At 72.5% G+C, this 25,009-nt stretch carries 24 protein-coding genes; 12 read left to right on the forward strand and 12 right to left on the reverse strand.

From position 1 onward, the window contains the following. The first annotated feature begins 53 nt into the window (after positions 1-53). The 6 genes from BIU97_RS12580 to BIU97_RS12605 are packed head-to-tail and all read left to right on the forward strand — an operon-like array spanning position 54 to position 7,031. Positions 54-878, forward strand: a complete 825-nt coding sequence (locus BIU97_RS12580; protein ID WP_071260467.1) for an ABC transporter ATP-binding protein — start codon at positions 54-56, stop codon at positions 876-878. After that, positions 875-1,687 carry an ABC transporter ATP-binding protein gene (locus BIU97_RS12585; RefSeq protein ID WP_071297843.1) on the forward strand — a complete coding sequence of 271 codons (813 nt, stop codon included), beginning with the start codon at positions 875-877 and terminating at the stop codon, positions 1,685-1,687. The genes BIU97_RS12580 and BIU97_RS12585 overlap by 4 nt, the downstream gene beginning before the upstream one ends. After that, entirely contained in the window at positions 1,684-2,754 is a 1,071-nt protein-coding gene (locus BIU97_RS12590; RefSeq protein WP_071260472.1) for an ABC transporter permease, read from the forward strand. Before BIU97_RS12585 ends, BIU97_RS12590 begins: the two co-directional genes overlap by 4 nt. Positions 2,755-2,756: 2 nt before the next feature. Beyond that, on the forward strand, positions 2,757-3,845 hold the full coding sequence (locus BIU97_RS12595) for an ABC transporter permease (RefSeq protein ID WP_083420928.1): 1,089 nt from the start codon (positions 2,757-2,759) through the stop codon (positions 3,843-3,845). Then, a complete protein-coding gene (locus BIU97_RS12600) occupies positions 3,842-6,115 on the forward strand; it encodes a glycoside hydrolase family 3 N-terminal domain-containing protein (protein ID WP_083420929.1) in 2,274 nt (757 codons plus the stop codon). Before BIU97_RS12595 ends, BIU97_RS12600 begins: the two co-directional genes overlap by 4 nt. 46 nt (positions 6,116-6,161) lie before the next feature. Further along, a complete protein-coding gene (locus tag BIU97_RS12605) occupies positions 6,162-7,031 on the forward strand; it encodes a UbiA family prenyltransferase (RefSeq protein WP_071297844.1) in 870 nt (289 codons plus the stop codon). 85 nt (positions 7,032-7,116) lie between these two features. Here the strand turns inward: BIU97_RS12605 and BIU97_RS12610 are convergent, their stop codons facing one another. From BIU97_RS12610 to BIU97_RS12620, 3 genes are all read right to left on the reverse strand, one after another. Continuing rightward, positions 7,117-8,307, reverse strand: coding sequence for an FAD-dependent oxidoreductase (locus tag BIU97_RS12610; protein ID WP_071297845.1), 1,191 nt, complete (start codon positions 8,305-8,307; stop codon positions 7,117-7,119). Positions 8,308-8,316: 9 nt separating this feature from the next. Beyond that, positions 8,317-9,531 (reverse strand): acyltransferase family protein, encoded by a 1,215-nt coding sequence (locus BIU97_RS12615; protein ID WP_071297846.1) that lies wholly within the window; start codon positions 9,529-9,531, stop codon positions 8,317-8,319. A gap of 393 nt (positions 9,532-9,924) precedes the next feature. Continuing rightward, on the reverse strand, positions 9,925-10,497 hold the full coding sequence (locus tag BIU97_RS12620) for a TetR/AcrR family transcriptional regulator (protein WP_071260486.1): 573 nt from the start codon (positions 10,495-10,497) through the stop codon (positions 9,925-9,927). Between the two features lie 96 nt (positions 10,498-10,593). On the opposite strand from BIU97_RS12620, the gene BIU97_RS12625 reads away from it, so the two are divergent. After that, positions 10,594-11,499: an NAD-dependent epimerase/dehydratase family protein gene (locus tag BIU97_RS12625; protein ID WP_071297847.1), complete on the forward strand. Its 906-nt coding sequence runs from the start codon at positions 10,594-10,596 to the stop codon at positions 11,497-11,499. A gap of 168 nt (positions 11,500-11,667) precedes the next feature. On the opposite strand, the gene BIU97_RS12630 is transcribed toward BIU97_RS12625, so the two are convergent. Together BIU97_RS12630 and BIU97_RS12635 are read right to left on the reverse strand one after the other, a co-directional pair. Next, positions 11,668-12,966 carry an NAD(P)/FAD-dependent oxidoreductase gene (locus BIU97_RS12630; RefSeq protein ID WP_071297848.1) on the reverse strand — a complete coding sequence of 433 codons (1,299 nt, stop codon included), beginning with the start codon at positions 12,964-12,966 and terminating at the stop codon, positions 11,668-11,670. Positions 12,967-13,066: 100 nt separating this feature from the next. Then, the gene (locus BIU97_RS12635; protein ID WP_071297849.1) at positions 13,067-13,615 is read right to left on the reverse strand and encodes a dihydrofolate reductase family protein; all 549 of its coding nucleotides are present in this window, start codon (positions 13,613-13,615) and stop codon (positions 13,067-13,069) included. A gap of 79 nt (positions 13,616-13,694) precedes the next feature. On the opposite strand from BIU97_RS12635, the gene BIU97_RS12640 reads away from it, so the two are divergent. Beyond that, positions 13,695-14,468: an alpha/beta fold hydrolase gene (locus tag BIU97_RS12640; protein ID WP_071297850.1), complete on the forward strand. Its 774-nt coding sequence runs from the start codon at positions 13,695-13,697 to the stop codon at positions 14,466-14,468. Further along, positions 14,465-15,190: an esterase/lipase family protein gene (locus tag BIU97_RS12645; RefSeq protein WP_254782988.1), complete on the forward strand. Its 726-nt coding sequence runs from the start codon at positions 14,465-14,467 to the stop codon at positions 15,188-15,190. Before BIU97_RS12640 ends, BIU97_RS12645 begins: the two co-directional genes overlap by 4 nt. A gap of 120 nt (positions 15,191-15,310) precedes the next feature. Here the strand turns inward: BIU97_RS12645 and BIU97_RS12650 are convergent, their stop codons facing one another. Together BIU97_RS12650 and BIU97_RS12655 are read right to left on the reverse strand one after the other, a co-directional pair. Continuing rightward, positions 15,311-15,697, reverse strand: coding sequence for a VOC family protein (locus BIU97_RS12650; RefSeq protein WP_254782989.1), 387 nt, complete (start codon positions 15,695-15,697; stop codon positions 15,311-15,313). A gap of 36 nt (positions 15,698-15,733) precedes the next feature. Further along, positions 15,734-16,741 (reverse strand): LacI family DNA-binding transcriptional regulator, encoded by a 1,008-nt coding sequence (locus tag BIU97_RS12655; RefSeq protein ID WP_071260501.1) that lies wholly within the window; start codon positions 16,739-16,741, stop codon positions 15,734-15,736. A 269-nt stretch (positions 16,742-17,010) separates the two neighbouring features. Here BIU97_RS12655 and BIU97_RS12660 point away from each other — a divergent pair, with 269 nt between their 5' ends. From BIU97_RS12660 to BIU97_RS12670, 3 genes are read left to right on the forward strand one after another with little or no spacing between them, the layout of a single operon-like run. Then, the gene (locus BIU97_RS12660; RefSeq protein ID WP_441294396.1) at positions 17,011-18,000 is read left to right on the forward strand and encodes an ABC transporter permease; all 990 of its coding nucleotides are present in this window, start codon (positions 17,011-17,013) and stop codon (positions 17,998-18,000) included. After that, positions 17,997-18,923: a carbohydrate ABC transporter permease gene (locus tag BIU97_RS12665; RefSeq protein ID WP_083420932.1), complete on the forward strand. Its 927-nt coding sequence runs from the start codon at positions 17,997-17,999 to the stop codon at positions 18,921-18,923. The genes BIU97_RS12660 and BIU97_RS12665 overlap by 4 nt, the downstream gene beginning before the upstream one ends. 5 nt (positions 18,924-18,928) lie before the next feature. Next, complete coding sequence (locus BIU97_RS12670) at positions 18,929-20,551, forward strand: hypothetical protein (RefSeq protein ID WP_083420933.1); 1,623 nt, start codon at positions 18,929-18,931, stop codon at positions 20,549-20,551. Between the two features lie 214 nt (positions 20,552-20,765). Here BIU97_RS12670 and BIU97_RS12675 read toward each other — a convergent pair whose 3' ends face one another. The 5 genes from BIU97_RS12675 to BIU97_RS12695 all read right to left on the reverse strand — a co-directional run bounded on the left by BIU97_RS12675 (position 20,766) and on the right by BIU97_RS12695 (position 24,998). Further along, positions 20,766-22,100 carry a family 16 glycoside hydrolase gene (locus BIU97_RS12675; RefSeq protein WP_071297851.1) on the reverse strand — a complete coding sequence of 445 codons (1,335 nt, stop codon included), beginning with the start codon at positions 22,098-22,100 and terminating at the stop codon, positions 20,766-20,768. After that, a complete protein-coding gene (locus BIU97_RS18135; protein WP_071297852.1) occupies positions 22,097-23,035 on the reverse strand; it encodes a hypothetical protein in 939 nt (312 codons plus the stop codon). Before BIU97_RS18135 ends, BIU97_RS12675 begins: the two co-directional genes overlap by 4 nt. A gap of 41 nt (positions 23,036-23,076) precedes the next feature. Next, positions 23,077-23,697 (reverse strand): hypothetical protein, encoded by a 621-nt coding sequence (locus tag BIU97_RS12685; RefSeq protein WP_071260510.1) that lies wholly within the window; start codon positions 23,695-23,697, stop codon positions 23,077-23,079. Positions 23,698-23,927: 230 nt separating this feature from the next. After that, entirely contained in the window at positions 23,928-24,596 is a 669-nt protein-coding gene (locus tag BIU97_RS12690) for a CatA-like O-acetyltransferase (protein WP_071297853.1), read from the reverse strand. Between the two features lie 33 nt (positions 24,597-24,629). Next, complete coding sequence (locus tag BIU97_RS12695) at positions 24,630-24,998, reverse strand: VOC family protein (RefSeq protein WP_083420952.1); 369 nt, start codon at positions 24,996-24,998, stop codon at positions 24,630-24,632. Positions 24,999-25,009: the final 11 nt, after the last annotated feature.

A 25,009-nucleotide genomic window follows, 5' to 3' on the forward strand; every position in this document is an offset into this window, starting at 1 on the left:
GGACCACCGCGTCCCGCCCCGGACGTCGCGGTCAGCAGGAAGGCGACGAGCACATGACCGACACACTCCTCTCCGTGCGCGACTTCTCGGTCGTGTACGACGTCGACCCGCCGGTGCGCGCGGTCAAGGGCGTCACCCTCGACATCCAGCGCGGCGAGATCGTCGGTCTCGCCGGCGAGAGCGGATGCGGCAAGACCACCCTGGCGTACGGGGTCCAGCGACTCCTGCGGCCGCCGGCCGTCATCACCGACGGCAGCGTCGTGTTCCACGACCGTTCAGGCGAGGACGTCGACGTCAACGCGCTCGACGTCGAGGCCATGCGCCGCTTCCGCTGGGACAAGATCTCGATGGTCTTCCAGGGCGCGATGAACGCGCTCAACCCGGTGGCGACGATCGGCGCCCAGCTCGACGACGTGTTCGTCGTGCACCGCCCCGACCTGGACCGCAAGCAGCGCCGTCGTGCCGTCGTCGAGCTGCTCGACATCGTCAAGGTCGGCGCGCAGCGCTTCCGGTCGTACCCGCACGAGCTCTCCGGCGGCATGCGGCAGCGCGTCATGATCGCGATGGCGCTCGCGCTCCGTCCGCAGCTCATGATCATGGACGAGCCGACGACCGCGCTCGACGTGCTCGTCCAGCGCGAGATCCTCAGCCAGATCTCCCAGCTCCGCCACGAGTTCGGGTTCTCGGTCGTCTTCATCACCCACGACCTGCCGCTCCTGCTCGAGATCAGCGACCGCATCGCGATCATGCGCGAGGGCGAGATCGTCGAGCTGGCGACCGCCGAGCGCATCTGGAACGACCCGCAGCACGACTACACCCGCAAGCTCCTGGCATCGTTCCCGCGTCTGACCGGGGAGAAAGGGGTGGTCGTACGATGACGACCCTCGAGTTCACCAACGTCACGAAGGTCTACAACGTCCGGGGCTCCGGACAGCTCAAGGCCCTCGACGACGTCAGCTTCACGCTGTCCTCCGGGCAGACCATCGGGCTCGTCGGCCAGTCCGGCAGCGGCAAGTCGACGATCGCGAAGATCCTCACGCAGCTGGAGCGGCCGACGTCCGGGCAGGTCCTGCTCGACGGGTCGCCGATCCCGACCTCGGGCAAGGGACTGCGGAAGTACCGGCAGCAGCTGCGCATGGTCTTCCAGGACCCCTTCGCCTCGCTGAACCCGTACCACTCGATCCGCCACCACGTCGAGCGGCCGCTGCGACTCGACCGGGTCGTCCCGCGCGACCAGGTCGACGACGAGGTCCGTCGGCTGTTGGAACGGGTGCGCCTGGACGCCGACGCGGTGATCGACCGTCGCCCGCACGAGCTCTCCGGCGGTCAGCGGCAGCGCGTCGCGATCGCCCGTGCCCTGGCGTCGCGTCCCTCGCTGCTCGTCGCCGACGAGCCCGTGTCGATGCTCGACGTCTCCATCCGCCTCGGCGTGCTCAGCCTGCTCGCCGAACTGCAGCGCGAGGAGGGGCTCGGCGTCCTCTACATCACGCACGACCTCGCCACGGCGCGGCACTTCAGCGACGAGATCGTGGTCCTCAACCAGGGCCGCGTCGTCGAGAGCGGCCCCGCCGACGACGTCATCCTGCGCCCGCAGGACCCCTACACGCGCGAGTTGCGCTCCGCTTCGCCCGACCCCGAGAAGCACTTCCGGGACCTGTCGGCACAGTCATCAGGAGGTGCGCGGTGAGCGCCGAACTGCAGACCCCGGTCGACCCGACGCTCGTCGGCACGACCGCGACCGGCACGGACGGGCAGCGCAGCCGCGTCCCGTGGCGGTTCATCGGTGGCCGCGTGCTCTTCTACGCGTTCACCCTCTGGGCCGCGATCACGATCAACTTCTTCCTGCCGCGCATGCTCAAGGGCGACGCGGTCGACGCGTTCATGGCCCGCAGCCAGGGGCAGCTGACGCCGGACGCCGAGAAGTCCCTGCGGGCACTGTTCGGCCTGGACACCTCGGTGCCGCTCTGGCAGCAGTACCTCGACTACTGGAACATGCTGCTGCACGGCAACCTCGGCATCTCGATCTCGACGGGCCTCGCACCGGTCGGTGAGGCCATCGCCTCGGCGCTGCCGTGGACGCTCGGCCTCGTCGGCTTCGCCACGATCATCTCGTTCCTCATCGGCACCGCTGTCGGCGCGGTCATCGGCTGGCGCCGCGGCAGCAGCCTGGACGCACTCGTCCCGATCACGACGTTCCTCGGCACCGTGCCGTACTTCTGGCTGGGCCTCATCTTCATCGCCGTGTTCTCCACCGCCCTCGGCTGGTTCCCGGCCGGCCACGCCTACGAGATCGGCGTCGAGCCCGGGTGGAACGGCCCCTTCATCCAGGAGGTCGCGTCGCACGCGGTCCTGCCGGTCGTGACGATCGTCATCGTCTCGCTCGGCGGCTGGGTGCTCGGCATGCGCAACATGATGCTCACCGTCCTCGACGAGGACTACATCACGGTCGCGCAGGCGAAGGGCATGCCGAACCGTCGCGTGCTGTGGAAGTACGCCGCGCGGAACGCGGTGCTGCCGCAGATCCAGAGCTTCGCGCTCGCCATCGGGTTCATCGTCGGCGGCACGCTCGTCATGGAGATGGTGTTCTCCTACCCGGGCATCGGGCTCCTGCTGCTCAACGCCACCAACGCGAAGGACTACGCGCTGATGCAGGGCATCTTCCTCGTCCTCGTCCTGGCGGTCCTCGTGGCGAACGTCATCGCCGACATCGCCTACGCCGTCCTCGATCCCCGTACCCGTCAGACGGAGGCCTGATCATGAACAGTCCAGCCGAGAAGACCCCCGTCCTCGTGCAGCCGGTGGGCGCCGGCGCCCCGGAGACCGCGGCCGTCCTGACCACCGAGCCGGCAGGCCCCCGCCGCGGCGGCGACAAGACCTTCTGGTCGCAGCTGCGGGCGTCGACTGCGATGTTCGCCAACCCGAAGTCCGCCACCGGGCTCGTCATCCTCGGGGTGTTCGTGCTCGTCGCGGTCTTCGCCCCGCTCATCGCCCCGGCCGACCCGCAGGCACAGAACCTCGACGCGACGCTCGAGCGGCCGTCGTTCCGGCACCTGCTCGGCACCACGCACATCGGGCAGGACGTCTTCAGCCAGCTCGTCTACGGCACGCGCGGCGTGCTGGTCGTCGGGTTCCTCGCGACCATCATGGCGACCGTGGTGGCGATCGCCGTCGGCGTCACCGCCGGGTACCTGCGCGGGTGGAAGAGCGAGTCGCTGTCCGCGCTGTCGAACGTGTTCCTCGTCATCCCCGGGCTCCCGCTGATGATCATCGTCGCCTCGCAGTTCCAGGACCCGCCGCTCTGGGTCGTCGCCGCCGTGCTCGGCTTCACCGGCTGGGCGTGGGGCGCCCGGGTGCTCCGCGCGCAGACCATGTCGCTCCGCAACCGCGACTTCATCCAGGCGGCCCGCGCGAACGGCGAGCCGCTGCACCGGATCATCCTGGTCGAGATGCTGCCGAACCTCATGGCGATCATCGCCTCGAGCTTCGTCGGCACGATGACCGCGGCCGTCCTCGGCCTGACGACGCTCGCGTTCATCGGGGTCATCCCGGTGTCGAACCTGAACTGGGGCACGATCCTGTTCTGGGCGCAGCAGAACAACGCGTTCCCGGACTACTGGTGGTGGTACATCCCGGCCGGGCTCTGCATCGCCCTGCTCGGTGTGGCGCTCTCGCTCATCAACTTCGGCATCGACGAGTACGTCAACCCGCGCCTGCGCTCCGCCGGTGAGCGTGCCCGTGCGATGAAGCGCAAGGGCATGAACGTCAACGCCGCCGTCACCCAGGTCCGTCCGGTCCGCACGGCCGCCGACCCGGACGACCGCAATCCGTCAGGGGATCGCGCATGAGCACCACCGCACCCGCCGCCGCGACCGACGGGCGGCCGGACGGCGCCCCGGCCTACACCGCCCCGTCCCTGCCGACCGCCGACCGCGTCGCCGACCTGCTCGCCCGGATGACCGTGGAGGAAAAGGTCGGGCAGATGCTGCAGCTCGATGCCCGCGACGACCTGCGCGACCACGTCCTGCGGCGAAACGTCGGCTCCGTCCTGCACACGTCGCCGGAACGCATCCTCGAGGCGAACCGGCTCACCGCTGAGACGCGCCTGCGGATCCCGCTGCTCGTCGGCGAGGACTGCATCCACGGGCACTCGTTCTGGCCGGGGGCGACGATCTACCCGACCCAGCTCGGCATGGCCGCGTCGTGGGACACGGACCTCGTCGAGCGGGTGGCGCGTGCCACCGCCCGCGAGGTCGCCGCCACCGGCGTGCACTGGACCTTCTCGCCGGTGCTCTGCATCGCCCGGGACCTGCGGTGGGGGCGCATCAGTGAGACCTTCGGCGAGGACCCGTTCCTGATCGGCGAGCTCGCCAGCGCGATGGTGCGCGGGTACCAGGGCGACGGCCTCGACGACCCGACCGCGATCCTCGCCACGGCGAAGCACTTCGCCGGCTACTCGGAGACGCAGGGCGGCCGGGACGCCAGCGAGGCCGACATCTCGCGCCGCAAGCTCCGCAGCTGGTTCCTGCCGCCGTTCGAACGCGTCGCCCGCGAGGGCTGCCGCACGTTCATGCTCGGGTACCAGAGCACCGACGGCGTCCCGATCACCGTGAACGACTGGCTGCTCAACGAGGTGCTGCGCGGGGAGTGGGGCTGGACGGGCACCCTGATCACCGACTGGGACAACGTCGGCCGCATGGTCTGGGAGCAGCAGGTCCAGCCGGACCACGCCCACGCGGCCGCCGCCGCGGTGCGCGCCGGCAACGACATGGTGATGACCACGCCCGCGTTCTTCGAGGGTGCCCTCGAGGCGGTCGAGCGCGGCATGCTCGACCCCGACGCGTTCGACGCCGCCGTGGCGCGCATCCTCACGCTCAAGTTCGACCTGGGCCTGTTCGAGGACCCGCGGCTGCCCGCCGCCGACCTCGACGACGTCATCGGGACCGACGAGCACGCAGCCCTCAACCTCGACGTCGCGCGCCGGTCGATCGTGCTGCTCGAGAACGACGGCACGCTGCCCCTCGACGAGTCGGAGCCGCTCCGGGTCGCGGTCGTCGGACCGCTCGCCGACGACGCGCAGACGCAGCTCGGCGACTGGGCCGGCGGGTCCGGTCAAGCGGGCTGGCTCGACGGCCAGCCGCGGTCCATGATCACCACCGTGCTCGACGGCCTGCGCGGGATCGGTTCGTGGGACGTCCAGTACGCGGTCGGTGCCGAGATCCTGAGCCTCGAGCAGGACCCGCAGGGCGCGACGTTCCCGGACGGGCAGCCCCGGCCGCCGGTCGTCGTGCCGGCCCCGTCCGACCCGGCGCTGCTCGCCGAGGCCGTCCGCGCCGCCGAGGAATCGGACGTCGTCGTCGCCGTGGTCGGCGACCGCATCGAGCTCGTCGGCGAGGGGCGCTCCACCGCCACGCTCGACCTGATCGGCGGCCAGGGCGCGCTCCTGGACGCCCTCATCGCGACGGGGAAGCCCGTCGTGGTCGTCCTGCTCGCCTCGAAGCCGCTCGTGCTGCCGCCGTCGGTGGCGGACGCCGCCGCGGTGGTCTGGGCAGCGAATCCCGGCATGCTCGGTGGTCGGGCGCTCGCCGAGCTGCTGGCCGGCCGGGTCGAGCCCTCGGGGCGCCTGCCGATCTCGTTCGCCCGGCACGTCGGGCAGCAGCCGACGTACTACAACCAGATCCGCGGGCAGCACGGTGACCGGTACGCCGACCTGACCCAGGAGCCGGCGTGGGTCTTCGGCGAGGGCCGTTCGTACACCACCGTCGAGTACACCGACCTGGCCGTCGTCGACACCGAGCTCGGCCCGGACGACACCGTCGTGGCCGAGGTCACCGTCCGGAACACCGGCGCGCGGCCGACCCGTGAGACGGTCCAGCTCTACGTCCGCGACGCGGTCACGAGCGTCAGCTGGGCGGACCGCGAGCTCAAGGCGTTCCGGCAGGTGGACGTCGCCCCCGGCGCCGCGGTGCGGGTGCGGATCGAGCTCCCGGTCGCGGACTGCTCGATCGTCGACGCCGCAGGCGTGCGCCGGGTCGAGCCCGGAGCCTTCGAGGTGCTGGTCGGACCGTCCTCGCGGCCGTCGGCACTGCACGCCGCGCGCTTCACGGTGACGGGCTGACCCGGTCACGCGGTCGGCGTCGGTCCCGCGACCGTACGCTGACCGTGTGACCGACTCCGGCAGACCCTCGACCGCCCGGCTGCTGTTCGCCTCGTCCCACCCCGGGCCGACGGTGACCGTGACGGTCCTGGCCACCGTGCTCGCCGCGGCCGTCGGGCACCCGGTCTGGCTCGTGGTGCTGGTGGCCGCGGCGGTCGTGGCCGGGCAGCTCTCGATCGGCCTGGCGAACGACTGGATCGACGCCGACCGCGACCGTGCCGTCGGACGGAGCGACAAGCCCGTCGCGCGCGGACTCATCGACGTCCGCACCGTCCGCACGGCGGCGTTCGTGACCGCGGCCGTCGCCGTGCTGCTGTCGATCGGCCTCGGTCCGGTCGCCGCGGTCGCGCACCTCGTGCTCGTGGCGGCGGGCTGGGCCTACGACGCCGGGCTGAAGCGCACGATGTGGTCGGTGGCGCCGTTCGTGGTCGCGTTCGGCGCGTTGCCCGTCGTCGCCGTCGCCGCTGGTCCGGCCGGGCAGTGGCCGGCGCCGTGGGCGGTCGCCACCGGCGCGGTGTTCGGCATCGCGATCCACTGCACCAACGTGCTGCCGGACCTGGTCGACGACGCCGCCACCGGGGTCAGGGGCTTCCCGCACCGGCTCGGGCTGCGCGGCGCGGGTGTGACGGCGTTCGGCGCCCTCGTCGTGGCGGCGGTCCTCGTGCTCGGGGGCCAGCTCGCCGGGGCCGACCCGGTGCGCGGCGTCGGCGTCGTGCTCGCCGTGGGCGGCACCGCCGTGGTCGTCGTCCTGGCGGCGGTGGGCGTGCGGCTCGTGGTCGCCGGTCGGGCCTCGCGGACGCTCTTCCGGCTCGTCATCGCGTCGTCGCTCGTCCTCGTGGTCGAGCTCGGGCTGGCCGGGGCGCGCCTGGTCGGGTGACGCCGGCCGTGACCCGACGCGACGTGCCCGGCCCGGCTCGGCCCGGCCGGCGCGGGGGAGCCGACCAGACGACCGACGTGCGCCGTCAGGCCCAGCGCATGGCGTAGAGCCGGGCCAGGCCGTGCGCGGTCGGGAGCGCCAGGGCGGACCGGAGCACGGCCTCCCGGGCGACCGCCGCGACCGGGCCGAGCGGACGCCCCGTCGCCATGTTCGCCTCGGCCTGGCGGGCGGCCCGGCGGGCCGACGCCTGTCGCCGGGAGGCGTACCGCGGCCACGGGCCGGCGGCACCGGAGGCGACCGCACCGGCGAGCAGGGGTGCGAGGTCGACGGCGTCGAGCCAGCCGAGGTTCATGCCCTGGCCGCCGATCGGGCTGATCTCGTGCGCCGCGTCGCCGACCAGGACGACGCGGCCGACCCCGACGCGGTCGGCGGTCCGCCGTCGGACGCCGAACGTGCTCGTCATGGTGCAGCTGGCGGGGTCGGGGTCGGCGCCCGTGCGGGAGCGGACGAGCGCCGCCAGGCGGGCGGCGGCCTCCGGGTCGGGCGTGCCGCGATCGCCCACGCCGGACGGTGTCGGGGCGTCGGCGGGCAGCAGGGCGACGTACCGACGGCGTCCACCGGGCAGCGGGAACGACTCCGTCACGCCGTCCGGTCCGACGTCGACGAGCGCTGCGGTCCGGGCCGAGGGGTCCTCGGGGTCGGCGAAGTCGCCCATCAGGTAGCGCTCCGGGTAGTCGCGGCCGGTCGTGCGGATGCCGAGCAGGGCGCGGACCGCGCTCCGGCCGCCGTCCGCGCCGACGACGAACGACGCCCGCAGGGTGGTCGTCGCACCGTCGGGGCCGACGCCTGAGGCGACGACGTGGTCCGGGTGCCGGTCCAGCCCGGAGACGGTCGTGCCGGTGGTCAGCGCTCCCGGCGCGAGTGCCTCGAGACGCTCGCGGAGCAGGGACTCGGTGCGGTGCTGGTCGAGCGTCGCGACGTAGGGGTGGGTGGTCGAGGCACGCGCGAACGACAGCGTGCCGAGCGTGCGGCCCCGGCTGCGTGCGACGCCCCGGCGGACGAGGACGGCCTCGGCGAGCACGGCGCCGGCCAGCCCGACGGCCGCGAAGGCGTCGAGCGAGGGCGGGTGGATGCCGATCGCGCGCGAGCCCACGGGCGGTTCCGTCCGACGTTCCCACACCCGGACGTCGAGCCCGCGGGCGGCGAGCAGGACGGCCGTGAAGAGGCCGACGGGTCCGCCGCCGACGACGAGGACGTCGGTGCGGTCACTGGTCACGGGCCGAGCCTACGGTCCGACGGGGTCGTGCGCGGGCGCGGCGGTGGCCCGGGCGGCGGCAGACCGCGCCTCGAGCCGCTTGCGGAAGCGTTCGACGGGCACCTCGACCGCGTAGGCGGCGCCGATCGACACGACCAGGACGGCAGCGACCAACCCGATCGTCCCCCAGACCCCGATCGCGAAGGTGCCGAGCAGGGCGATCACGAGCGGGTGCCAGAGGTACGCCGAGTACGAGACCCGTCGGCCGAACCAGGAGACCGGGGTCCACGCGAGTGCGGCGGAGACGGGGGAGCGCACCGAGACGAGGCCGCCGATGAGCAGTGCCGACACGAGCGCGGTCGCGGGCAGCACCACGCCGAAGGTCCAGGCGTGCTGGGTCCAGTCGTCGTCGATCCAGACGAGCACCCCCACCAGGAGCGCGAACCCGAGCCAGGTCGCCACGGTGCCGGCCAGACCGGCCGCGAGCACGCGGACCCGGGCGTCGTCGAGCAGCAGGGCGAGCGCGCAGCCGACCGCGAGCGGCACGACGCCGAGCACCGGCGAGAAGTAGACGTCCGGCGTGGCACCGCCGCTCGGGGTGCGGTAGCTCAGCCACGACGCGACCGAGCCGCCGACGACGAGTGCGCCGAGCCCGGTGAGCAGCCAGCGTCGCCGGGTCCGCAGCGTGGCGAGCAGCACCAGGACCGGCGGCCACACCAGGTAGAACTGCTCCTCCATCGACAGGCTCCACGTGTGCGCGAAGACCCCCTGCGTGGTGTCCCAGAACGCCCGGAACAGGTTGCCGGTGTAGGTGAGGGCGATGAAGGCGGCCTCTCCCGCCGAGAAGGTCGCGCCCTTGTAGTCGCCGACCCAGTTCCAGAGCAGGAGCCCGACGACCACGAACGCGAGCAGCGCCGGGTAAAGCCGGAGCAGTCGCTTGCCCCAGAACGTCCCGAGCCGCACCCGACCGGTCCGGCGCCGCTCGCCGAGCAGCAGCGTGGTGATGAGGAAGCCGGAGAGCACGAAGAACACGGTGACGCCGATGAAGCCGCCCTCGAACTGCGGCACGTGCAGGTGGTAGAGGACCACGACGAGGATCGCGAGGGTGCGCAGCCCGTCGAGGGCCGGCGCGCGGTGCGTCAGCGGCGGCGGCGGTGCGGTCGGGGACCCGGCAGCTCGGGCGTCCGCAGCGCGCGGGGGAGCACCGACCCGCGATCGCGCGGGCGTGAGCGTGTCCGTGGTCACGGTCCTCCTGTGCGGGGTCGGGCGGCCGGTCAGCCGCTCCCGGAGCTGCCTGCCGGGTCATCCCAGGGTGCTCCGCCCGCCCTTGAGGAACCTCAGAGTGCCCGCGCCTCCCGTCCGGCGCCGGTCCGGATCGCTGCGTTCAGTGAGCAGGAGACGTCGGGTGCCGTGGTCGGACCCGGCGTGTTCTGCTCACCGGGCGAGTGCGCGTCCCGTACGGGTGCGCCGCGCGCCGGCCGCCGGACGGGAGGCCCGTGGCGGTGCCGCCCACGGGCCTCCCGTCCGTCGTCGGTCCGGATCGCTACGTCCAGTGAGCAGAAGACGTCGGGTGCCGTGGTCGGACCCGGCGTGTTCTGCTCACTGGGCGCGCCCGCTCCGGCGCCGCGCGGGGAGGCCTCAACCCGCCGACCGCACCATGGCGGTGAGCGCGTCGAGCCGTTCGTGCACGAGCGTGCGGAACGGCCGGGCCTCGTCCGGGGCGATCCACTGCGCGAACGCCAGGTGGAACACGGTGACGGCGGTCTCCGCGGCCATCGTGGCGGTCGGCTCGGCCACGCCGCGTTCCCGCAGGAGCTCGCCCAGTCGTGCCGTCAGGGTCGCGAGCTTGCCGAGTTCGCGCTCGCCGAGGGCGGGGGTCGCGTCGATGACGACCTGCCGTGCCCGCGACCAGGCCCGTCGCTCCTCGGGGAAGAAGCCGACGGACCCCTCGAGGGCCAGGCGGACCAGGGCGAACGGGGCCGTGCCGTCCGGCGCCGAGCGGACGGCGTCGCTGAACATGCCGAGGAAGCCCTCCTGCCCGGCGAACAGCACCTCGGGCTTGTCGGCGAAGTGCCGGAAGAACGTGCGCTCCGTGACCTCGGCCTCGGCGGCGATCCGGGCGACGGTGGTCGCGTCGTAGCCCTCGCTCGTGAAGAGCTGCAGCGCGACGGCCTGCAGCCGTTCACGCGTTCCGGGTTGCCACCTGACCATGCCGAGAGTCTACTGATGACAGCGGCTGACATGGAGTGCTACGGTGACGTCAGTTCATGACATCACCGTCGTGGACGCCTGCGAAGGGAAGCACTCATGCACGTGTTCGTCACCGGGGCCTCCGGCTGGATCGGCTCCCACACCGTCGACGACCTGCTCGCCGCCGGCCACACCGTCAGCGGCCTCGCCCGTTCCGACGCCTCGGCCACCGCGCTCGAGGCGAAGGGCGTCGCGGTCGTGCGGGGCGGCCTCGACGACCTCGACGTCCTCGCCGGGGCCGCGGCAGCCGCCGACGGCGTCCTGCACCTCGCCAACAAGCACGACTGGTCGGACCCGGTCGGCACGAACGCCGCCGAACGCGCGGCCGTCGAGGCCCTCGCCGGCGCCCTCGTCGGCACCGACCGGCCGCTGGTCGTGGCGTCGGGCGTCGCGGGGCTCGCCCAGGGGCGTCCGTCGACCGAGGCGGACGCCAACCCGTTCGTCGGGCCGGACACCATGCGCGGCGGCAGCGAGAACCGCGGGTTCGACTTCGTCGACCAGGGCGTCCGCGCGATCGCGGCACGCTTCAGCCCGACGACGCACGGCACCGGCGACCACGGCTTCATCGCCGAGATCGTCGCGGCGGCACGGCGCTCCGGCGTGTCCGGGTACATCGGCGACGGGACGAACAGCTGGGCAGCCGTGCACGTCACGGACGCCGCACGGGTCGTCCGGCTCGGCCTCGAGCAGGCACCCGCCGGCACGCGCGTGCACGCCGTCGCCGAGACCGCGATCCCGACCCGGCAGATCGCCGAGGCCATCGGCGCAGGACTCGGGTTGCCGGTCACCTCGATCGACCCGGCGGACGCGGACGCGCACTTCGGGTTCATCGCCCGGTTCTTCGGCATGGAGATGTCCGCCACGTCCGAGGCCACCCGTGCGCTCCTCGGTTGGGAGCCGACGGGGCCTGGTCTGCTCGAGGACATCGCCGCCGGCGCCTACTCCGAGCCGCGGGTCGCGTAGCCGGGGCGACCAGCCGCCGGACGGGAGGGTCGTGGCGGCGCCGCCACGGGCCTCCCGTCCGGCGCCGGTCCGGACCACCGCACATGGTGAGCAGGAATGGTCGGGTGCCGTCGTCGGACCCGACCGTTCCTGCTCACGAAGCGAGCGGGCCGTGCCCGCGCCGCCCTGCTACTCGGCCTTCTGCATCTGCCAGGGCTCGGGTTCGCGGTCGCCGTTCGGACGCACGGGACGCACGTCGCCGACGATCGGGATCGCCCGCTTCCGCATGAACCACAGGTAGCGGACGAAGAAGTGCGACAGCGTCGACAGCCGGTTGCCGTTGCCGAGCAACGAGGCGATGTGCACCGCGACCCAGGCGAGCCACGCGACCGGGCCGACCATCGTGATGCCGCCGCGCAGCTGGGCGACCGCGGCGTTCGTGCCGATCGTCGCCATGGTGCCCTTGTCGAAGTAGGTGAAGTGCTCGGTGGACTTGCCGTCGAGCAGGCGCTTGATCTGCTTCGCGACGTGCTTGCCGCCCTGCAGTGCGGGCTGGGCCAGCTGGGCGAGCGCGTCGTCCTGCGCGGCGATGTCCCCGGCGGAGAACACCCGGTCGACACCCTGCACCGCGAGGTCGTCGCCCACCTTGATGCGGCCGCCGTGGGTCTGCGGCATGCCCCAGCCGGAGACCTCCTTGTGGGCGGCGACGCCGGTCGCCCAGATCACCTGCGAGGCGGGGATGAACTCGCCGTCGGCGGTGGTCACGCCGTCGCGCTGGACCTCGGCGACGCCCGTGTTCAGCCGGAGCACGACCCCGCGCTTCCGCAGGACCTTCGCCGCGTACCGGCGCAGACGCGGTGCGAACGGCTTGAGGAGCTCGCCACTGCGGTGGACGAGGGTGATCGAGATGTTGCCGCGCTCGATCTCCGGGTAGGCGCCGACCAGCGCCTGGTCGCGGAGCTCGGCGAGGGCGCCGGCCATCTCGACGCCGGTCGCGCCGCCGCCGACGATAACGATGCGGATCTCGTCCGGGCCCTGGTTCGCCGCAGCCTCTTCGAGGCGGGTGAACAGCTCGTCGCGGATCCGGAGCGCCTGCGAGCGGGAGTACATCGAGTAGGCGTACTCGTACGCGCCGGGGGTGCCGAAGTAGCTCGTGTTCACCCCGTTCGCGAGCACCAGGTAGTCGTACTGCAGGTGCTCGCCGTCGGACATCTCGGCGATGCGTTCGTCGGTGCGGATGCCGGTGAGCAGGCCGTGGCGGAACTCCGCGTTGGCCTGTCGGGCCCGCAGGCTCCGCAGGAAGTACGTCACGTCACCGGCGTTCAGCCCGCCCGTCGCCACCTGGTACATGAGGGGCTGGAACATGTTGTAGACGTGCCGGTCGACGAGCGTCACCCGGACCGGTGCGTCGGCGAGCTCCCGCATGGCGGCGACACCGGCGAATCCTCCGCCGACGATGACGACGTGCGGGCGGGTGTCCTGGGGCATGCTGGTTCCGGCTTTCCTCGGCGAGTGGGTCACCCACGAGGGTACGCGCGCTGTGGCGCGCTCCGGTCCACCGCCGACCGGGAGGCACGGGTCGGCTCCGTCAGGCGTCGCGCCTGGCGTAGGTGCTCACGACGTTCCCCTTGCTCGTCACGGTGCTGTCGACCAGCCGCAGGCGCGTGGGCGGGTCGGTCGGCTCGAACAGCCGGCGCCCGGCACCGGCGATCGCGGGGTGCACCATCAGCTGCAACTCGTCCAGCAGGCCGGCGAACAGCAGGTGCCGCACCACCGTGACGCTGCCGCACACCGCGATGTCGGCGCCGTCGCGCTGCCGGAGGTCGCGGACGAAGGTGTCGAGGTCGCCCGGGATCCTGGCGGCGTTCTGCCACGTCAGGTCGTCGCCCAGCGTCGTGGAGGCCACGTGCTTCTCGATCGGGTTGATCCACTGCCCGAACGGGTCGTCCGGGTGCGCCGGCCACCACTCGGCCCACTCGAGGTAGCTGTTCCTGCCGAGCAGGACGGTGTCGGTACGGGCCATGAAGGCGCCCATGCCCGCACCGAGCTCGTCGTCGAAGCTGTCGTACTGGAACCGGAACGGGTCCTGCACGACCCCGTCGACCGAGGTGAAGAGTCCCGCGGTGACCGTGCGCATGGTGCGGATCGTACGCCCGGTCCTCCCGGTCCGCGAGGACGCTGACCAGGTGCTGCGAGTGGTCGCGTAGCCTCGGTCCGTGCGCGCCAAGGTGGAGACCGTCCGGATCGGCGGCCTCGCCGTGCGCCTGCACACCGCGGCTCCCGCCGGTCGGGTCCGGGCCGACCTGGCCCCCACCGTCGTGCTCGTGCACGGCATCGGGATGTCGCACCGTTCCTTCGGGCGGTCGCAGCGCGCGCTCGCCGCGACCCACCGCACCGTGAGCGTCGACCTGCCCGGCTTCGGCGGGGTGCCCGGTGCCGGTCGTGCACTGTCGGCCGCGGAACTCGCCGACCTGGTCGTCGCGGCCGTCCGGTCGCGCGGCGCGGACGACCTCGTGGTCGTCGGGCAGTCCCTGGGGACACAGATCGCGGTCGAGGCCGCCCGCCGGCACGCCGACGCCGTCGGCTCGGTCGTGCTCGTCAGCCCCGTGGTGGCGTCCGACCGGCGGTCGCTGCTGCTGCAGGCGCTCGACCTGGCCCGTGACTCGCTGGTCGAGGGGCCGCGCATGAACGCCGTGCTGACCACCGACTACCTGCGGAGCGTGCGCCAGTACGTGCGCGAGCTCGCGCCGATGCTGCGCTACCGCATGGAGGACACCATCACCGAGGTCCGTCAGCCGGTCCTGGTCGTCCGCGGCTCGCTCGACCCGATCGCCCGGCACGGCTGGTCGGCCGGCATCGCCGCGGCAGCCCCCGTCGGCGCGTTCGTCGAGCTCGCCGGCGCCCACCACGTGCAGGAGCGACAGCCCGTCGCCTTCGCCCGGCTGCTCGGCGAGTTCCGACGTGCCCAGGCCCGCGAGGGCCTGCGGTGACCGAGGTGCTCCGGTCCGCCGACCGCGTGCCGCTGCTGCGACGCGCACGGTGGGCGGTGCTCGACTGGTGGTACGCGGTCGTGTGGCAGGTGCGGAGCCTCGGGCCGACCACGACCGACGACTACCGGACGGGTGACGGCCAGCCCGTCGTCGTGATCCCGGGCGTCTACGAGACCTGGCACTTCATGCGGCCGCTCATGGACGCCCTGCACGACCGCGGACACCCGGTGCACGTGCTGCCCGTGCTGCGGCACAACCTGCGCCCCGTGCCCGAGTCGGCGGACGAGGTCCTCGGGTACCTGCGTGAGCACGACCTGCGGGACGTGCTCGTCCTCGCGCACAGCAAGGGCGGACTCATCGGCAAGTACGCGATGACGCGACTCGACGACCACGCCCGCATCGACCGCATGGTCGCGGTCTCGACGCCGTTCGGCGGCTCGGGCTGGGCCCGCCTCGCGCCGGTGCGGCACCTGCGGGCGTTCCGGGCGTCGGACCCCGTGCTCGCCGCCCTCGCCCGGGAGCTCGACGCGAACGCGCGGATCACCTCGGTCTACGGCGTCTTCGACACGCTCATCCCGGAGGGCAGCGAGCTCGCGGGCGCGACGAACGTGCGGCTGCCGGTCGGCGGCCACTTCCGGATCCTCGGCGACGCGCGGACGCGGTCCGCGGTGCTGTCCGCTGCCGACCCGGGCACCGCGGCACCGGACCGGGACCCGGCCTGAACGATCGGCCCTGCGCCGAAGGGTCCGAGGACCGTCGCCGACGACGGCCCCGGGGCATCGCGTGCCCGGGTCTGGCCCGGCTCAGGCCCCGGGGCATCGCGTGCCCAGGTCTGGCCCAGTTCAGGCCCCGGGCAGGAACAGGCAGAACGGGTGCCCGTCGGGATCGAGCAGCACCCGGACGTCGTCCTGCGGCTGGAACGCTGCCTGCGTCGCACCGAGCTCCTCGGCGCGCGCGACGGCTGCCGGCAGGTCCTCGACCTGGAAGTCGAGGTGCAGTTGCATGCCGGGGGCACCGGGCGTGCCGGGCCAGGTCGGGGCGACGTACCCGGACTCGTACTGCACGGAGAGACCGGGGCCCTCGGCGGGGCGGATGCGGGCCCAGGTGGGGCCGTCCTCGTGGACGGTCCACCCGGTCAGGGCACCGTAGAACCGGGCGAGGGCGATCGGCTCCGGGGACTGCAGGACGGTCGCGGCGAGCGTCGGCATCGAGGCGTCTTCGCTGGTCATGCCGCGGAGCGTACGCCGATCAGCGGCCGGAGCCGTTCACCGGGCCGCCACGCTCGCGCGCTCGACGATGCGGTGCGGCACCACCACGGTCTCGGGCGGCCGGCCCCGGTCCTCGATCCGTCGGGTCAGCAGGTCGAGGGCCGCGGTCGCGAACGCCCGCCGGTCGAACGACACCGTGCTCAGCGCCGGGATCGCGTACGCCGCGCCGTCGATGTCGTCGAAGCCGATGACGCTGACGTCCTCGGGCACGCGGACACCCCGCGCCGCGAGCACGTGCAGCACCCCGAACGCGATCGAGTCCGTGAACGCGAAGACGGCGTCGGGGAGCGGGTGCGCGTCGAGCCAGGACGCGAAGGCCGTCGCCGCCGCGCTGGTCGTCCACGCCGGCAGCGGCACGCGGAGCGACGGGTCGGGGTCGACGCCGGCGGCGCGGAGGGCCTCGAGGTGGCCCTGCTCCCGCAGTTCGCCGGTGGCGGTCGGTGCCGACGCCCGGGGCGCCCCGACGATCGCGATGCGGCGGTGGCCCGCGGCGAGCAGGTGCTCGGTGACCTGTGCGGCGGCCGCTCGGCTGTCGACGTGCACCTGGTCGACGTGTTCGGGTTCGACCTCGCCGATGACGACGGTCGGGGGGAGCCCCTCGGTCGAGGCGAGCACGCTGCCGCTCAACGACACCGGGTTGAGCACGAGCCCGTCGACCAGGTGGGCGCGGGCCCGGGACACCAGGTCGCGCTCGCGGGCCGGGTCGTTGCCGGTCTGGTCGAGCTGCACGACCCACCCGCGGTCCCGGGCGAGCTCGACGAACAGCTGGGCGAGTTCGGCGGAGTAGGCGCTGCCCATCTCCGGCAGGGTCAGGGCGATGGCACCCGAGCGGCCGTTGCGCAGACCGCGGGCGGACAGGTTCGGGACGTAGTCGAGCTGGGCGAGTGCCTGCTCGACGCGCTCCCGGGTCTCCGGGCGCACCGCGACCCCGCCGTTGATGACGTTGGAGACGGTCTTCGGCGACACCCCGGCGAGGGCGGCCACGTCCCGCACGGTTGCGCGCATCGGGTCGAGCGTAGCGCCGCTGCCGGTCGCGGGTGCAGCGGGTCCGCTCCGCGCGGTTCGTGAGCAGCAACGGTCGGGTTCCCCCGGACGACCCGACCGTTCCTGCTCACGAAGCGCGCAGCCGCGCTCTCGACGCACCCCCGGACCGCCCTGCGGGCGGGTGTGCGCTCACTGGAGCGTGACAACCGTGGAAACAGATGGCAACGGATTGCCACGTTGTAACCGCGTCCGCCAGGGTCGCTCCAGGAATCCAACGGAGGAGGCCCCGAGTGACGACGCTCGACGACCGCGCGACCATCACCGCGCAGACCGCACCACCCCCGGACCCCGGGCTCCGCCGCCGCACCACGTGGCAGCGGATCCGACGCGACCGGGTCCTGCTGCTGATGGGGCTGCCCGGCCTCGCGCTGCTGCTCGGCTTCCACTACCTGCCACTGCTCGGCAACCTCATCGCGTTCCAGGAGTACCTGCCGTTCGTCCCGCTCGGCCGCAGCCCCTGGGTCGGGTTCGAGAACTTCTCGGTGGTGTTCGACGGCGACGCCGAGTTCCTCGGGGCGCTGCGGAACACGCTCGTCATCACCCTCGTGCAGGTCGTCTTCGTGTTCCCGGCACCGATCGTCCTGGCGCTCATGCTCAACTCGCTGTTGTCGGAGCGGGTCAAGGGGGTCGTGCAGTCGATCCTGTACCTGCCGCACTTCCTGTCCTGGGTGATCGTCGTCGCGGTGTTCCAGCAGATCCTCGGCGGCTCCGGGCTCGTGAACAACGCGATCCGGGCGGCTGGCGGCGACGCGATCGACTTCCTCGGCAACCCCGACGGGTTCATCGCCCTGCTCACGAGCCAGGTGATCTGGAAGGACACCGGCTGGGCGACGATCCTGTTCCTCGCCGTCCTCAGCTCGATCGACGCGAGCCTGTACGAGGCGGCGAAGATGGACGGCGCGAGCCGCTGGCGGCAGCTCTGGCACGTCACGTTGCCGGGCATGCGCGGGATCATCGTCCTGCTGCTCATCCTGCGCCTCGGGGACTCGCTCACGGTCGGCTTCGAGCAGATCATCCTGCAGCAGCAGGCCGTCGGCCGTGCCGCCAGCGAGGTCCTCGACACCTACGTCTACAACAACGGCGTGCTCGGCGGCCAGTGGGGCGTCGCCGCCGCCGTCGGACTCGTCAAGGGTGTCGTGGGCGTGCTGCTCGTGCTCGGCGCCAACAAGCTCGCGCACGTCTTCGGCGAAGCGGGCGTCTACCGGAAGGAAGCGCGATGACCGCCACGCACACGGTGACCGTCCCCGGGCAGCGGAAGCGGAAGCGCGGCGGGCCGGACGCCGCACCGCTGCCCGGCCGCCTGCTCACCGGCACCGTCCTGTTCGTCATCTGCCTCGTCGTCATCCTGCCGTTCGTCGGCATCGTCTCGACGAGCCTGGCCCCGACCGCGCAGGTGAACGACGCCGGCGGGTTCGTGCTGTGGCCGGAGGGCCTCGACCTCGGTGCCTACGAGAGCATCTTCGCCGGCGGGGTCGTCACCCGCGCACTCGTCGTGAGCATCGGCATCACGACGGTCGGCACGCTGATCAGCCTGTTCGTCACCGCGATGCTCGCCTACGCGCTCAGCCGCCCCGGCTCGTACGGCTCGGGCGTCGTGCTCGGCCTGGTGCTCGTCAGCCTGCTGTTCGCACCGGGGCTCATCCCGAACTACCTCGTCGTCAAGCAGTTCGGCCTGCTCGACTCGTACTGGGCGCTCATCCTGCCGACGGCACTCAGTGCGTTCAACGTCATCGTGATGCGGTCCTTCTTCATGGCGATCCCGCAGGAGCTGCTCGAGTCGGCCCGCATCGACGGCGCCGGCGACTTCGCGGTGTTCTGGCGGATCGTGCTGCCGTTGTCGAAGGCCGTGCTCGCGGTCATCGGCCTGTTCTACGCGGTCGGGTACTGGAACGCGTTCTTCAACGCCCTGCTCTACATCAACGACACCGCGAAGTGGCCCCTGCAGCTCGTGCTCCGGACCTACGTCATCAACAACGCGCAGCTCGGCGGCTCCGATCTCGGCGCCTCCTCCGACGCGTTGCCCCCGCAGGCGTCGATCCAGATGGCGATCCTCGTCGTCTCGATCGTGCCGATCCTCATCGTCTACCCGTTCCTGCAGCGGCACTTCGCCAAGGGTGTCCTGACCGGCGCGGTGAAGGGCTGACCGACGTGACCACCAACGGCATCACCCGCCGCGCGCTCATCGCGGGCGGTCTCGGGGTCGCGGCCACGGGCCTCCTGGCTGGCTGCTCGACCGTGACCCGCTCGACCGACGTCACCGCCATCAACCGCGCGGTCACCCTGCCGGACCACGTGCCGTGGACCGGAGGTCCGCGACCGGCGCTGCCGCAGACGAGCCCGCTCATGCCGAGCGCGTTCCGGAGGATCCCGGCGACGCTCGTGCCCACCGACGGCACGCCCGGCGACGGCTCGACCGTGCACGGCAGCGTCCCCACGAACTCGCCCGTGCCGCCCTCCAAGGGTTCGAACCCGTACTGGCAGGGCCTCGACGAGCGGATGGGGATCGACCTCGACCTCACCATCACCCCGAACGCCGACTTCGGCAACAAGTTCGCCACCCAGGTCGCCGGCGACACCCTCGGCGACGTCTTCACCGTGTTCGGGTCGTTCCCGTACCTGCCGCAGTTCCTCGAGGCGAAGGCGGCGGACCTCAGCCCGTACCTGTCGGGCAGCGGGGTGCGCGACTACCCGTACCTGGCGAACCTGCCGACGGCGTCGTGGCGGGGCACGGTGTTCTCCGGCGGCATCTACGGCGTCCCGGTCCCGCGCGGACCGCTCGCGTCGCAGGCGCTGTCCCGCCGCCAGGACCTGTTCGCGCAGCTCGGCGTCGACCCGTCGTTCTCGTCCGTCGACGAGTTCGTGCAGCTCTGCCGCGAGGTCTCCGACCCGCACCGCAACCGCTGGGCGCTGGCGTCCGTCCCGACCAACGCCCTCGCGCCGATGTTCGGCCTGCCGAACCAGTGGCGGCAGGAGGGCGGGCGCTTCACCCACATGTACGAGCTCGACGAGTACCAGGACCTGCTCGAGGTGTCGCGGAAGCTCGTCGCCGAGGACCTCGTCCACCCGGACAGCATCACGGCCTACAACGGCAAGGTCTGGTTCGTGCAGGGCTCGGCGCTCATGCTCTGCGACACCTACACCGCCATCCCGGGGCTGCTGCAGCAGGCGACGCCCGGCAGCGGCTTCGAGCTGACGATCGCGCCGTTCGTCGGTCCGGCCGGATCCGAGCCGGAGCCGTGGCTCGGCGACCCGAACAACACCATCAGCGCCGTCGCCGCCGGCTCCGAGGAACGCGTGCGGGTCCTGCTCGAGGTGCTCAACTGGTGCGCGTCGCCCTTCGGTACCGAGGCCTGGACCTACCGCAAGTTCGGCATCGAGGGTCGCGACTTCGAGTACCGGGACGGCGCCCCCGTCCTGACGAAGACCGGCAACAGCGAGACCGCGCTCGGTGAGTTCCCGCTGCAGTACTTCACCGAGTGCCCGCTGCCGCTGTTCTACGCGGGGCACCCGGAGATGACCGACACCGTGCACGACTCGCTCGCGTCGTGGGTGGACCGGGGTCTCGCCAACCCCGCGTACGGCCTGTACTCGCCGACGAACTCGACGAAGGGTCCGGCACTCGGCACCTTCGCGACGAACGCGATGAACGACGTGCTGCTCGGGCGGGCGAAGGTGTCGTCGTGGCGGTCCGTCGTGCGCGAGTGGCGTCGCCGGGGCGGCGACGCCGTCCGCCGGGAGTACCAGCAGGCGCTGGCGGCGCGCTCCTCCTGACCACGGACGGGCGGCCGTCGGTCGCTTCTGTGCAAGCGACAGGTTCCTGCGGATCGTCGGCGGCAGACTGTCGCTTTCGCGGCCTGTTTCCGGTCGGGAGGCACGGGGCGGGTTGGTCACGTGCCTCCCGTCCGTCTGTCGGTCACCACCCGACGGTGCGGGGCGGGCTGGGAACGTCGGAGGCGAGCGAGCGCGTCAGCGGCGGGCAATCTCGTCAGCGCGGGGTGACCGCCAGGTTGCGCCACTGCGCCTCGACGGCGTGCTCACGGACCCCGACCGCGCCGCTCGTCGTGCTGCAGGAGCCGAAGTCGGCGCTCGCCTGCACGACGGTGCCACCGGCCGAGGGAGAGGCGGTGGCCGTGACCACGCAGCCGACGACGGCCACCGTGACGTGCCACCACTCGCCGAGCCGGGCCGGACGGGGCAGGGCCGTCGACGCCCCGGGCACCCACCGACCGGCGTCGTGCTGCCCGACGACGAGGCTCGTGCCGCTGATGCCGGCGGAGAACCCGCGGAACGCGTCCGTACCCGCTCCGGCGTCGTTCACCCGCGTGATGAACCCGGCGTCGGTGGCGGCGGTCGGTTCCCGCATCAGGCGCACGTCGCCGGTCAGCGTCATGTCGCCCCACGAGCGGTTCAGCACCTGCTTGTCGCCGACGTTCTGGTCGGCGGTGTTGAGGATCGTCTCCTGCTGCTGGTCGAAGGTCCACGAGCCGCCGTACGTCGCGGCCGCCGAACCGTCGTTGAACGATGCGGTCGCGAAGGTCGAGTTGTACGGGGAAGGGGTCACCGACGGCTTCGGAGCCCCCTGGGTCGCGGTCACGAACCGGTAGCCCGCCTTGCTGTCCTGGTTCCGCAAGCCGATCGCACCGGCGGTCAGGCACGTGTCCGAGGAGTCCGTGTAGGTGGCGCGGGTCCAGTCGTTCGCGCCGACGGTGGTCTGCCAGGCCATGATCGTGCACCCGGACGCCTGGACGACCAGGTGGTAGAACTGCCCGCGCCGCAGGTCGCCGGGGATCGTGGTGCGCGCCAGCGACGGCGAGTAGGTGCCGTTGCGCATCCGACCGATGAACAGTGCGTTCGTCGACAGGTCGATCGCGGCGTAGTACGCGTTCATCGCGTCGGTGCCGGCAGCGGGCGACGTCACCCGGACGAGCAGACCGGCCTGGTTGCCCTCGTTCACCTGCACGTCGCCCTGCATCGTGTAGTCCGTCCACTCCGGGTTGCCCGTCACGGCCTTCGGGCCGTCGGTGCCGCCGCAGGACTCGATGAACTTGCCGTACCCGAAGGTCGTCGTGGTCGCCCAGCAGCCGTTGTAGGTGGTCCAACCGGCCTGGCCGCCGGCGAAGGAGTCGCGGTACGGGAACGTGGTGCGGTTGTAGCTCGACGCGCTCGCCACGGAGTTCGTCGGGTGCGCGAAGGTCGCCGTGTAGGCGCCGTCGGTGGTCGGGAACAGGCCGGCGACGACGACCCCGAGCGCGAGCAGGGCCACGACCAGGGACCGCCACGGACGGCGCGTCCGCGCGGGTCCCGGGACCGTCGCGCTCACCGTGGGTCCTCCGCGGCCGGGGCGGCGGACCCGGCGGCGTCGACCAGCGGCGCGGTCGTCCGGCCGACGACGAACGCGACGACCACCGGGACGGCGCAGACGAGCCCGAGGACGACCCACCCGGTCGGGGACAGGTCGAGCCGCGACGCGACGTGGAAGACGCCGTCGGTGTCGCCCGGCACGGCGAGCTCGGCGGTCCCGCCGCTCAGCAGGTGCGCGGACCCGCCGTCGGTGACCGTGGCTCTGATCGGGAGCACGCCCGTCGACACGACCCGTGCGACGCCGTCCCCCGTGTCGGCCGAGGTGCCGAGCAGCTGGAGCGCCACGAACGGCCGCAGGACCGCGCCCACCACGGCGACCGACAGGGCGGCACCGAACAGCCGCAGTGCCGACCGGAGGTCGCCCGGGGCGAGGAAGCCGGTGGCGAACCACACGAGGGCCACCGCGGCGACGATCCAGGGGAGCGCGCGGCCCGCCCACCCGACGACCGGCAGGACGGCGACGACCTGGCCGACGGTGTCGGAGGGGTCGAGGAGCCAGGCGTCGGGCGAGGCGTTCACGTCGCCCTTGGTGCGGATGCCCGACGGCCCCGACGCGTCGATCCGGTGCGTGTACCGGTCGCCGCCCGCTCCCGGACGGAAGGTGATGACCTCGCCCACCGCGAGGTCGCCCGCCGTCGCCGGCCGGGTGACGACGAGGCTGCCGACGGGCGCCGCGGTGCCCATCGACGGCGTGCGGACGTCGAACACCCGCACACCCGACAGGGCTGCGATCGTCAGGGCGCCCACCCCGAGCACCACGAGCAGCAGGACCACCCCGACCCGGACCGAGACGCCGGTGCCCCGCCCTCGGCGACGACCGCGCGCGGGCAGCACGGCGGCCCCGGGGCCGTCGACGACGACGGTCCCGGGGCTCTGGAGGCTGCTCGTGCTCATCGGCTGTCAGGGATCGACGACGGCGTCGTCGACCGTCCCGCTCAGGCGGTGAAGGTCCAGGTGAGCGGCTGGGAGAGCGAGAGGCCGGCGGTGTTGTTGGCCGAGTTCGCCGGCAGTGCGACGGTGATCTTCGCGGTCCGCACCTCGGACGGCTGCAGCGGGTACGGGATCGTGGTCGACGTGCCGGCGAGGCTCGCCGGGGTCGTCGCGTCGGGCAGCACGTCGGCGTCCAACCACTTCATGGTCACGATCACCTTCTGGCACAGGTCGACGCTGCTCCCCGACGGGGTGGTGGCGCAGGAGCCGCCGGACAGCGTCATCTGCTTCGGCTCCGCCTTGCCGCTGTTCTTGAAGGTCACGGTCGTGGTCTTGCTGTCGCCGGGGCGCAGCGTCTGCCCGCTGTACAGGTTGGGCGTCGAGCACGTGGCGGAACCGGAGGCATCGGTGGTGCAGGTGGTGCTCGACCCGGCCTCGTTCGTCTCGGCGACGTCGACCGACGCGGTCGAGACGGTGTTGTTCGGGTGCAGGAAGCTCGCGGTGTACGCCGAGAGGGTGCCCGAGAAGGACATGGACAGGGCGATGGCAGCTGCGATCCCCGCGCCGATGACGAGCGGGCTGAACCGCTTGCGACCAGCGGTGGTCGCGACGACGTGCTTGGACATGGCTGTGCTGTACCTCCGAGAGGCCCGGGTCGGGTCAGGGGCACCGCGCGCGACCCACTGGCCGGCGCACGGAGCAGCGCCCCCGGGGATGGGCGCTGCGTACTGAGTGGTATTCAGTCCTGCACGCGACTGTAGGCACGCTCAGACCACGCCGTGTCCCCCAGAGCGCGGGCAGACAGGTCCGTGCATCCCTCGGCCGAGGGGTGTCCGGGGCCGGTCGTGCCCCCGGATCAGGGGGCGATCCAGCCCGGCTCCCCGAGGAGTTCCTCGACCTCGCGCACGAGCCGGGCCGCGTGGAAGCCGTCGGCGGCGGCGTGGTTCACCTGCAGGGCCATCGGCAGCAGGACCCGGTCGCCGACGGTGCGGTACCGACCGAGCGTGATGATCGGCAGCAGGTGGTCCCACCCGTCGGCGATGTGCAGGGCGAAGCCGGTGAACGCGGCCCAGGGCAGGCTCGACACGTCGAACACGTTCCGCGGGCGGTCCTGCTGCGGGAACATGCGGGTGTCGTGCCGGTGCTCGGCGATGGTCGCGACGGCGTCGTCGTGGAACCGGCGGAAGTCGGCGTCGTGGCGGACCACCAAACCCGAGAACGTCTCGGTCTCCGGGTGGAACACGGTGAACTCCGGATGGACCACGTCCCACACCGCGGGGGACCCGTCCGGCAGGAGCTGCATCCGGAACTCCGGGTGCCGGTTCACGACGGTGCTGATCGCCCAGAGCTGCGCGGGGTAGGTCCGCACACCGGCACGACGGACCGCCTCGACGAACCGGGTGACGTCGAGCTCGACCGTCATCTCGTACGAGCAGGGCACCCGCCGCCGGTAGTGCTCGAAGTGCTCACGCCGGGCCCAGCGGTCCGTGTCGATCGGTTCGAGGTGTGCGTCGGACGGGGTCATCGGACCAGCATGGCCGTCCGGTGCCGCAGCCGCTCAGTCCGTCGGGTGCACGAGGCAGAACGGGTGACCGGCCGGATCGAGGTACACCCGGAACGTCGCCGTCCCGGAGCCCGTCGCCGTCGCCCCGATCGCCAGGACCGCGGTCTCGCCCGCGTCGAGGTCGTCGACCTTCACGTCGAGGTGGCTCTGCTGCGGGACCGCCTGGCCCGGCCACTCCGGCGCGCGGTACTCGTCGACCCGCTGGAACGCGAGGATCGGACGGTGGTCGGTGAAGGGGAGCGCGACCTCCGCCCAGTCCTCCTCGAACTCGACGATCTCCCCGCCGAGCAGCTCGGCGTAGAAACGGGCGAGGGCGCGGGTGTCCGAGCAGTCCAGGACGACGACGTCGAGTGTGCCGATCATGGCCGACACGC

The sequence above is a fragment of the Curtobacterium sp. MCBA15_009 genome (genome assembly GCF_001864895.1).
GTDB lineage: Bacteria > Actinomycetota > Actinomycetes > Actinomycetales > Microbacteriaceae > Curtobacterium.

Coding starts and splice junctions, on each gene's coding strand:
- BIU97_RS12585 (WP_071297843.1), top strand. CDS start 875: ATGACGACCCTCGAGTTCACCAACGTCACGAAGGTCTACAACGTCCGG.
- BIU97_RS12650 (WP_254782989.1), bottom strand. CDS start 15,697: ATGACCAGCGAAGACGCCTCGATGCCGACGCTCGCCGCGACCGTCCTG.
- BIU97_RS12665 (WP_083420932.1), top strand. CDS start 17,997: ATGACCGCCACGCACACGGTGACCGTCCCCGGGCAGCGGAAGCGGAAG.
- BIU97_RS12595 (WP_083420928.1), top strand. CDS start 2,757: ATGAACAGTCCAGCCGAGAAGACCCCCGTCCTCGTGCAGCCGGTGGGC.
- BIU97_RS12655 (WP_071260501.1), bottom strand. CDS start 16,741: ATGCGCGCAACCGTGCGGGACGTGGCCGCCCTCGCCGGGGTGTCGCCG.
- BIU97_RS12685 (WP_071260510.1), bottom strand. CDS start 23,697: ATGTCCAAGCACGTCGTCGCGACCACCGCTGGTCGCAAGCGGTTCAGC.
- BIU97_RS12695 (WP_083420952.1), bottom strand. CDS start 24,998: ATGATCGGCACACTCGACGTCGTCGTCCTGGACTGCTCGGACACCCGC.
- BIU97_RS18135 (WP_071297852.1), bottom strand. CDS start 23,035: ATGAGCACGAGCAGCCTCCAGAGCCCCGGGACCGTCGTCGTCGACGGC.
- BIU97_RS12580 (WP_071260467.1), top strand. CDS start 54: ATGACCGACACACTCCTCTCCGTGCGCGACTTCTCGGTCGTGTACGAC.
- BIU97_RS12625 (WP_071297847.1), top strand. CDS start 10,594: ATGCACGTGTTCGTCACCGGGGCCTCCGGCTGGATCGGCTCCCACACC.
- BIU97_RS12600 (WP_083420929.1), top strand. CDS start 3,842: ATGAGCACCACCGCACCCGCCGCCGCGACCGACGGGCGGCCGGACGGC.
- BIU97_RS12630 (WP_071297848.1), bottom strand. CDS start 12,966: ATGCCCCAGGACACCCGCCCGCACGTCGTCATCGTCGGCGGAGGATTC.
- BIU97_RS12620 (WP_071260486.1), bottom strand. CDS start 10,497: ATGGTCAGGTGGCAACCCGGAACGCGTGAACGGCTGCAGGCCGTCGCG.
- BIU97_RS12635 (WP_071297849.1), bottom strand. CDS start 13,615: ATGCGCACGGTCACCGCGGGACTCTTCACCTCGGTCGACGGGGTCGTG.
- BIU97_RS12690 (WP_071297853.1), bottom strand. CDS start 24,596: ATGACCCCGTCCGACGCACACCTCGAACCGATCGACACGGACCGCTGG.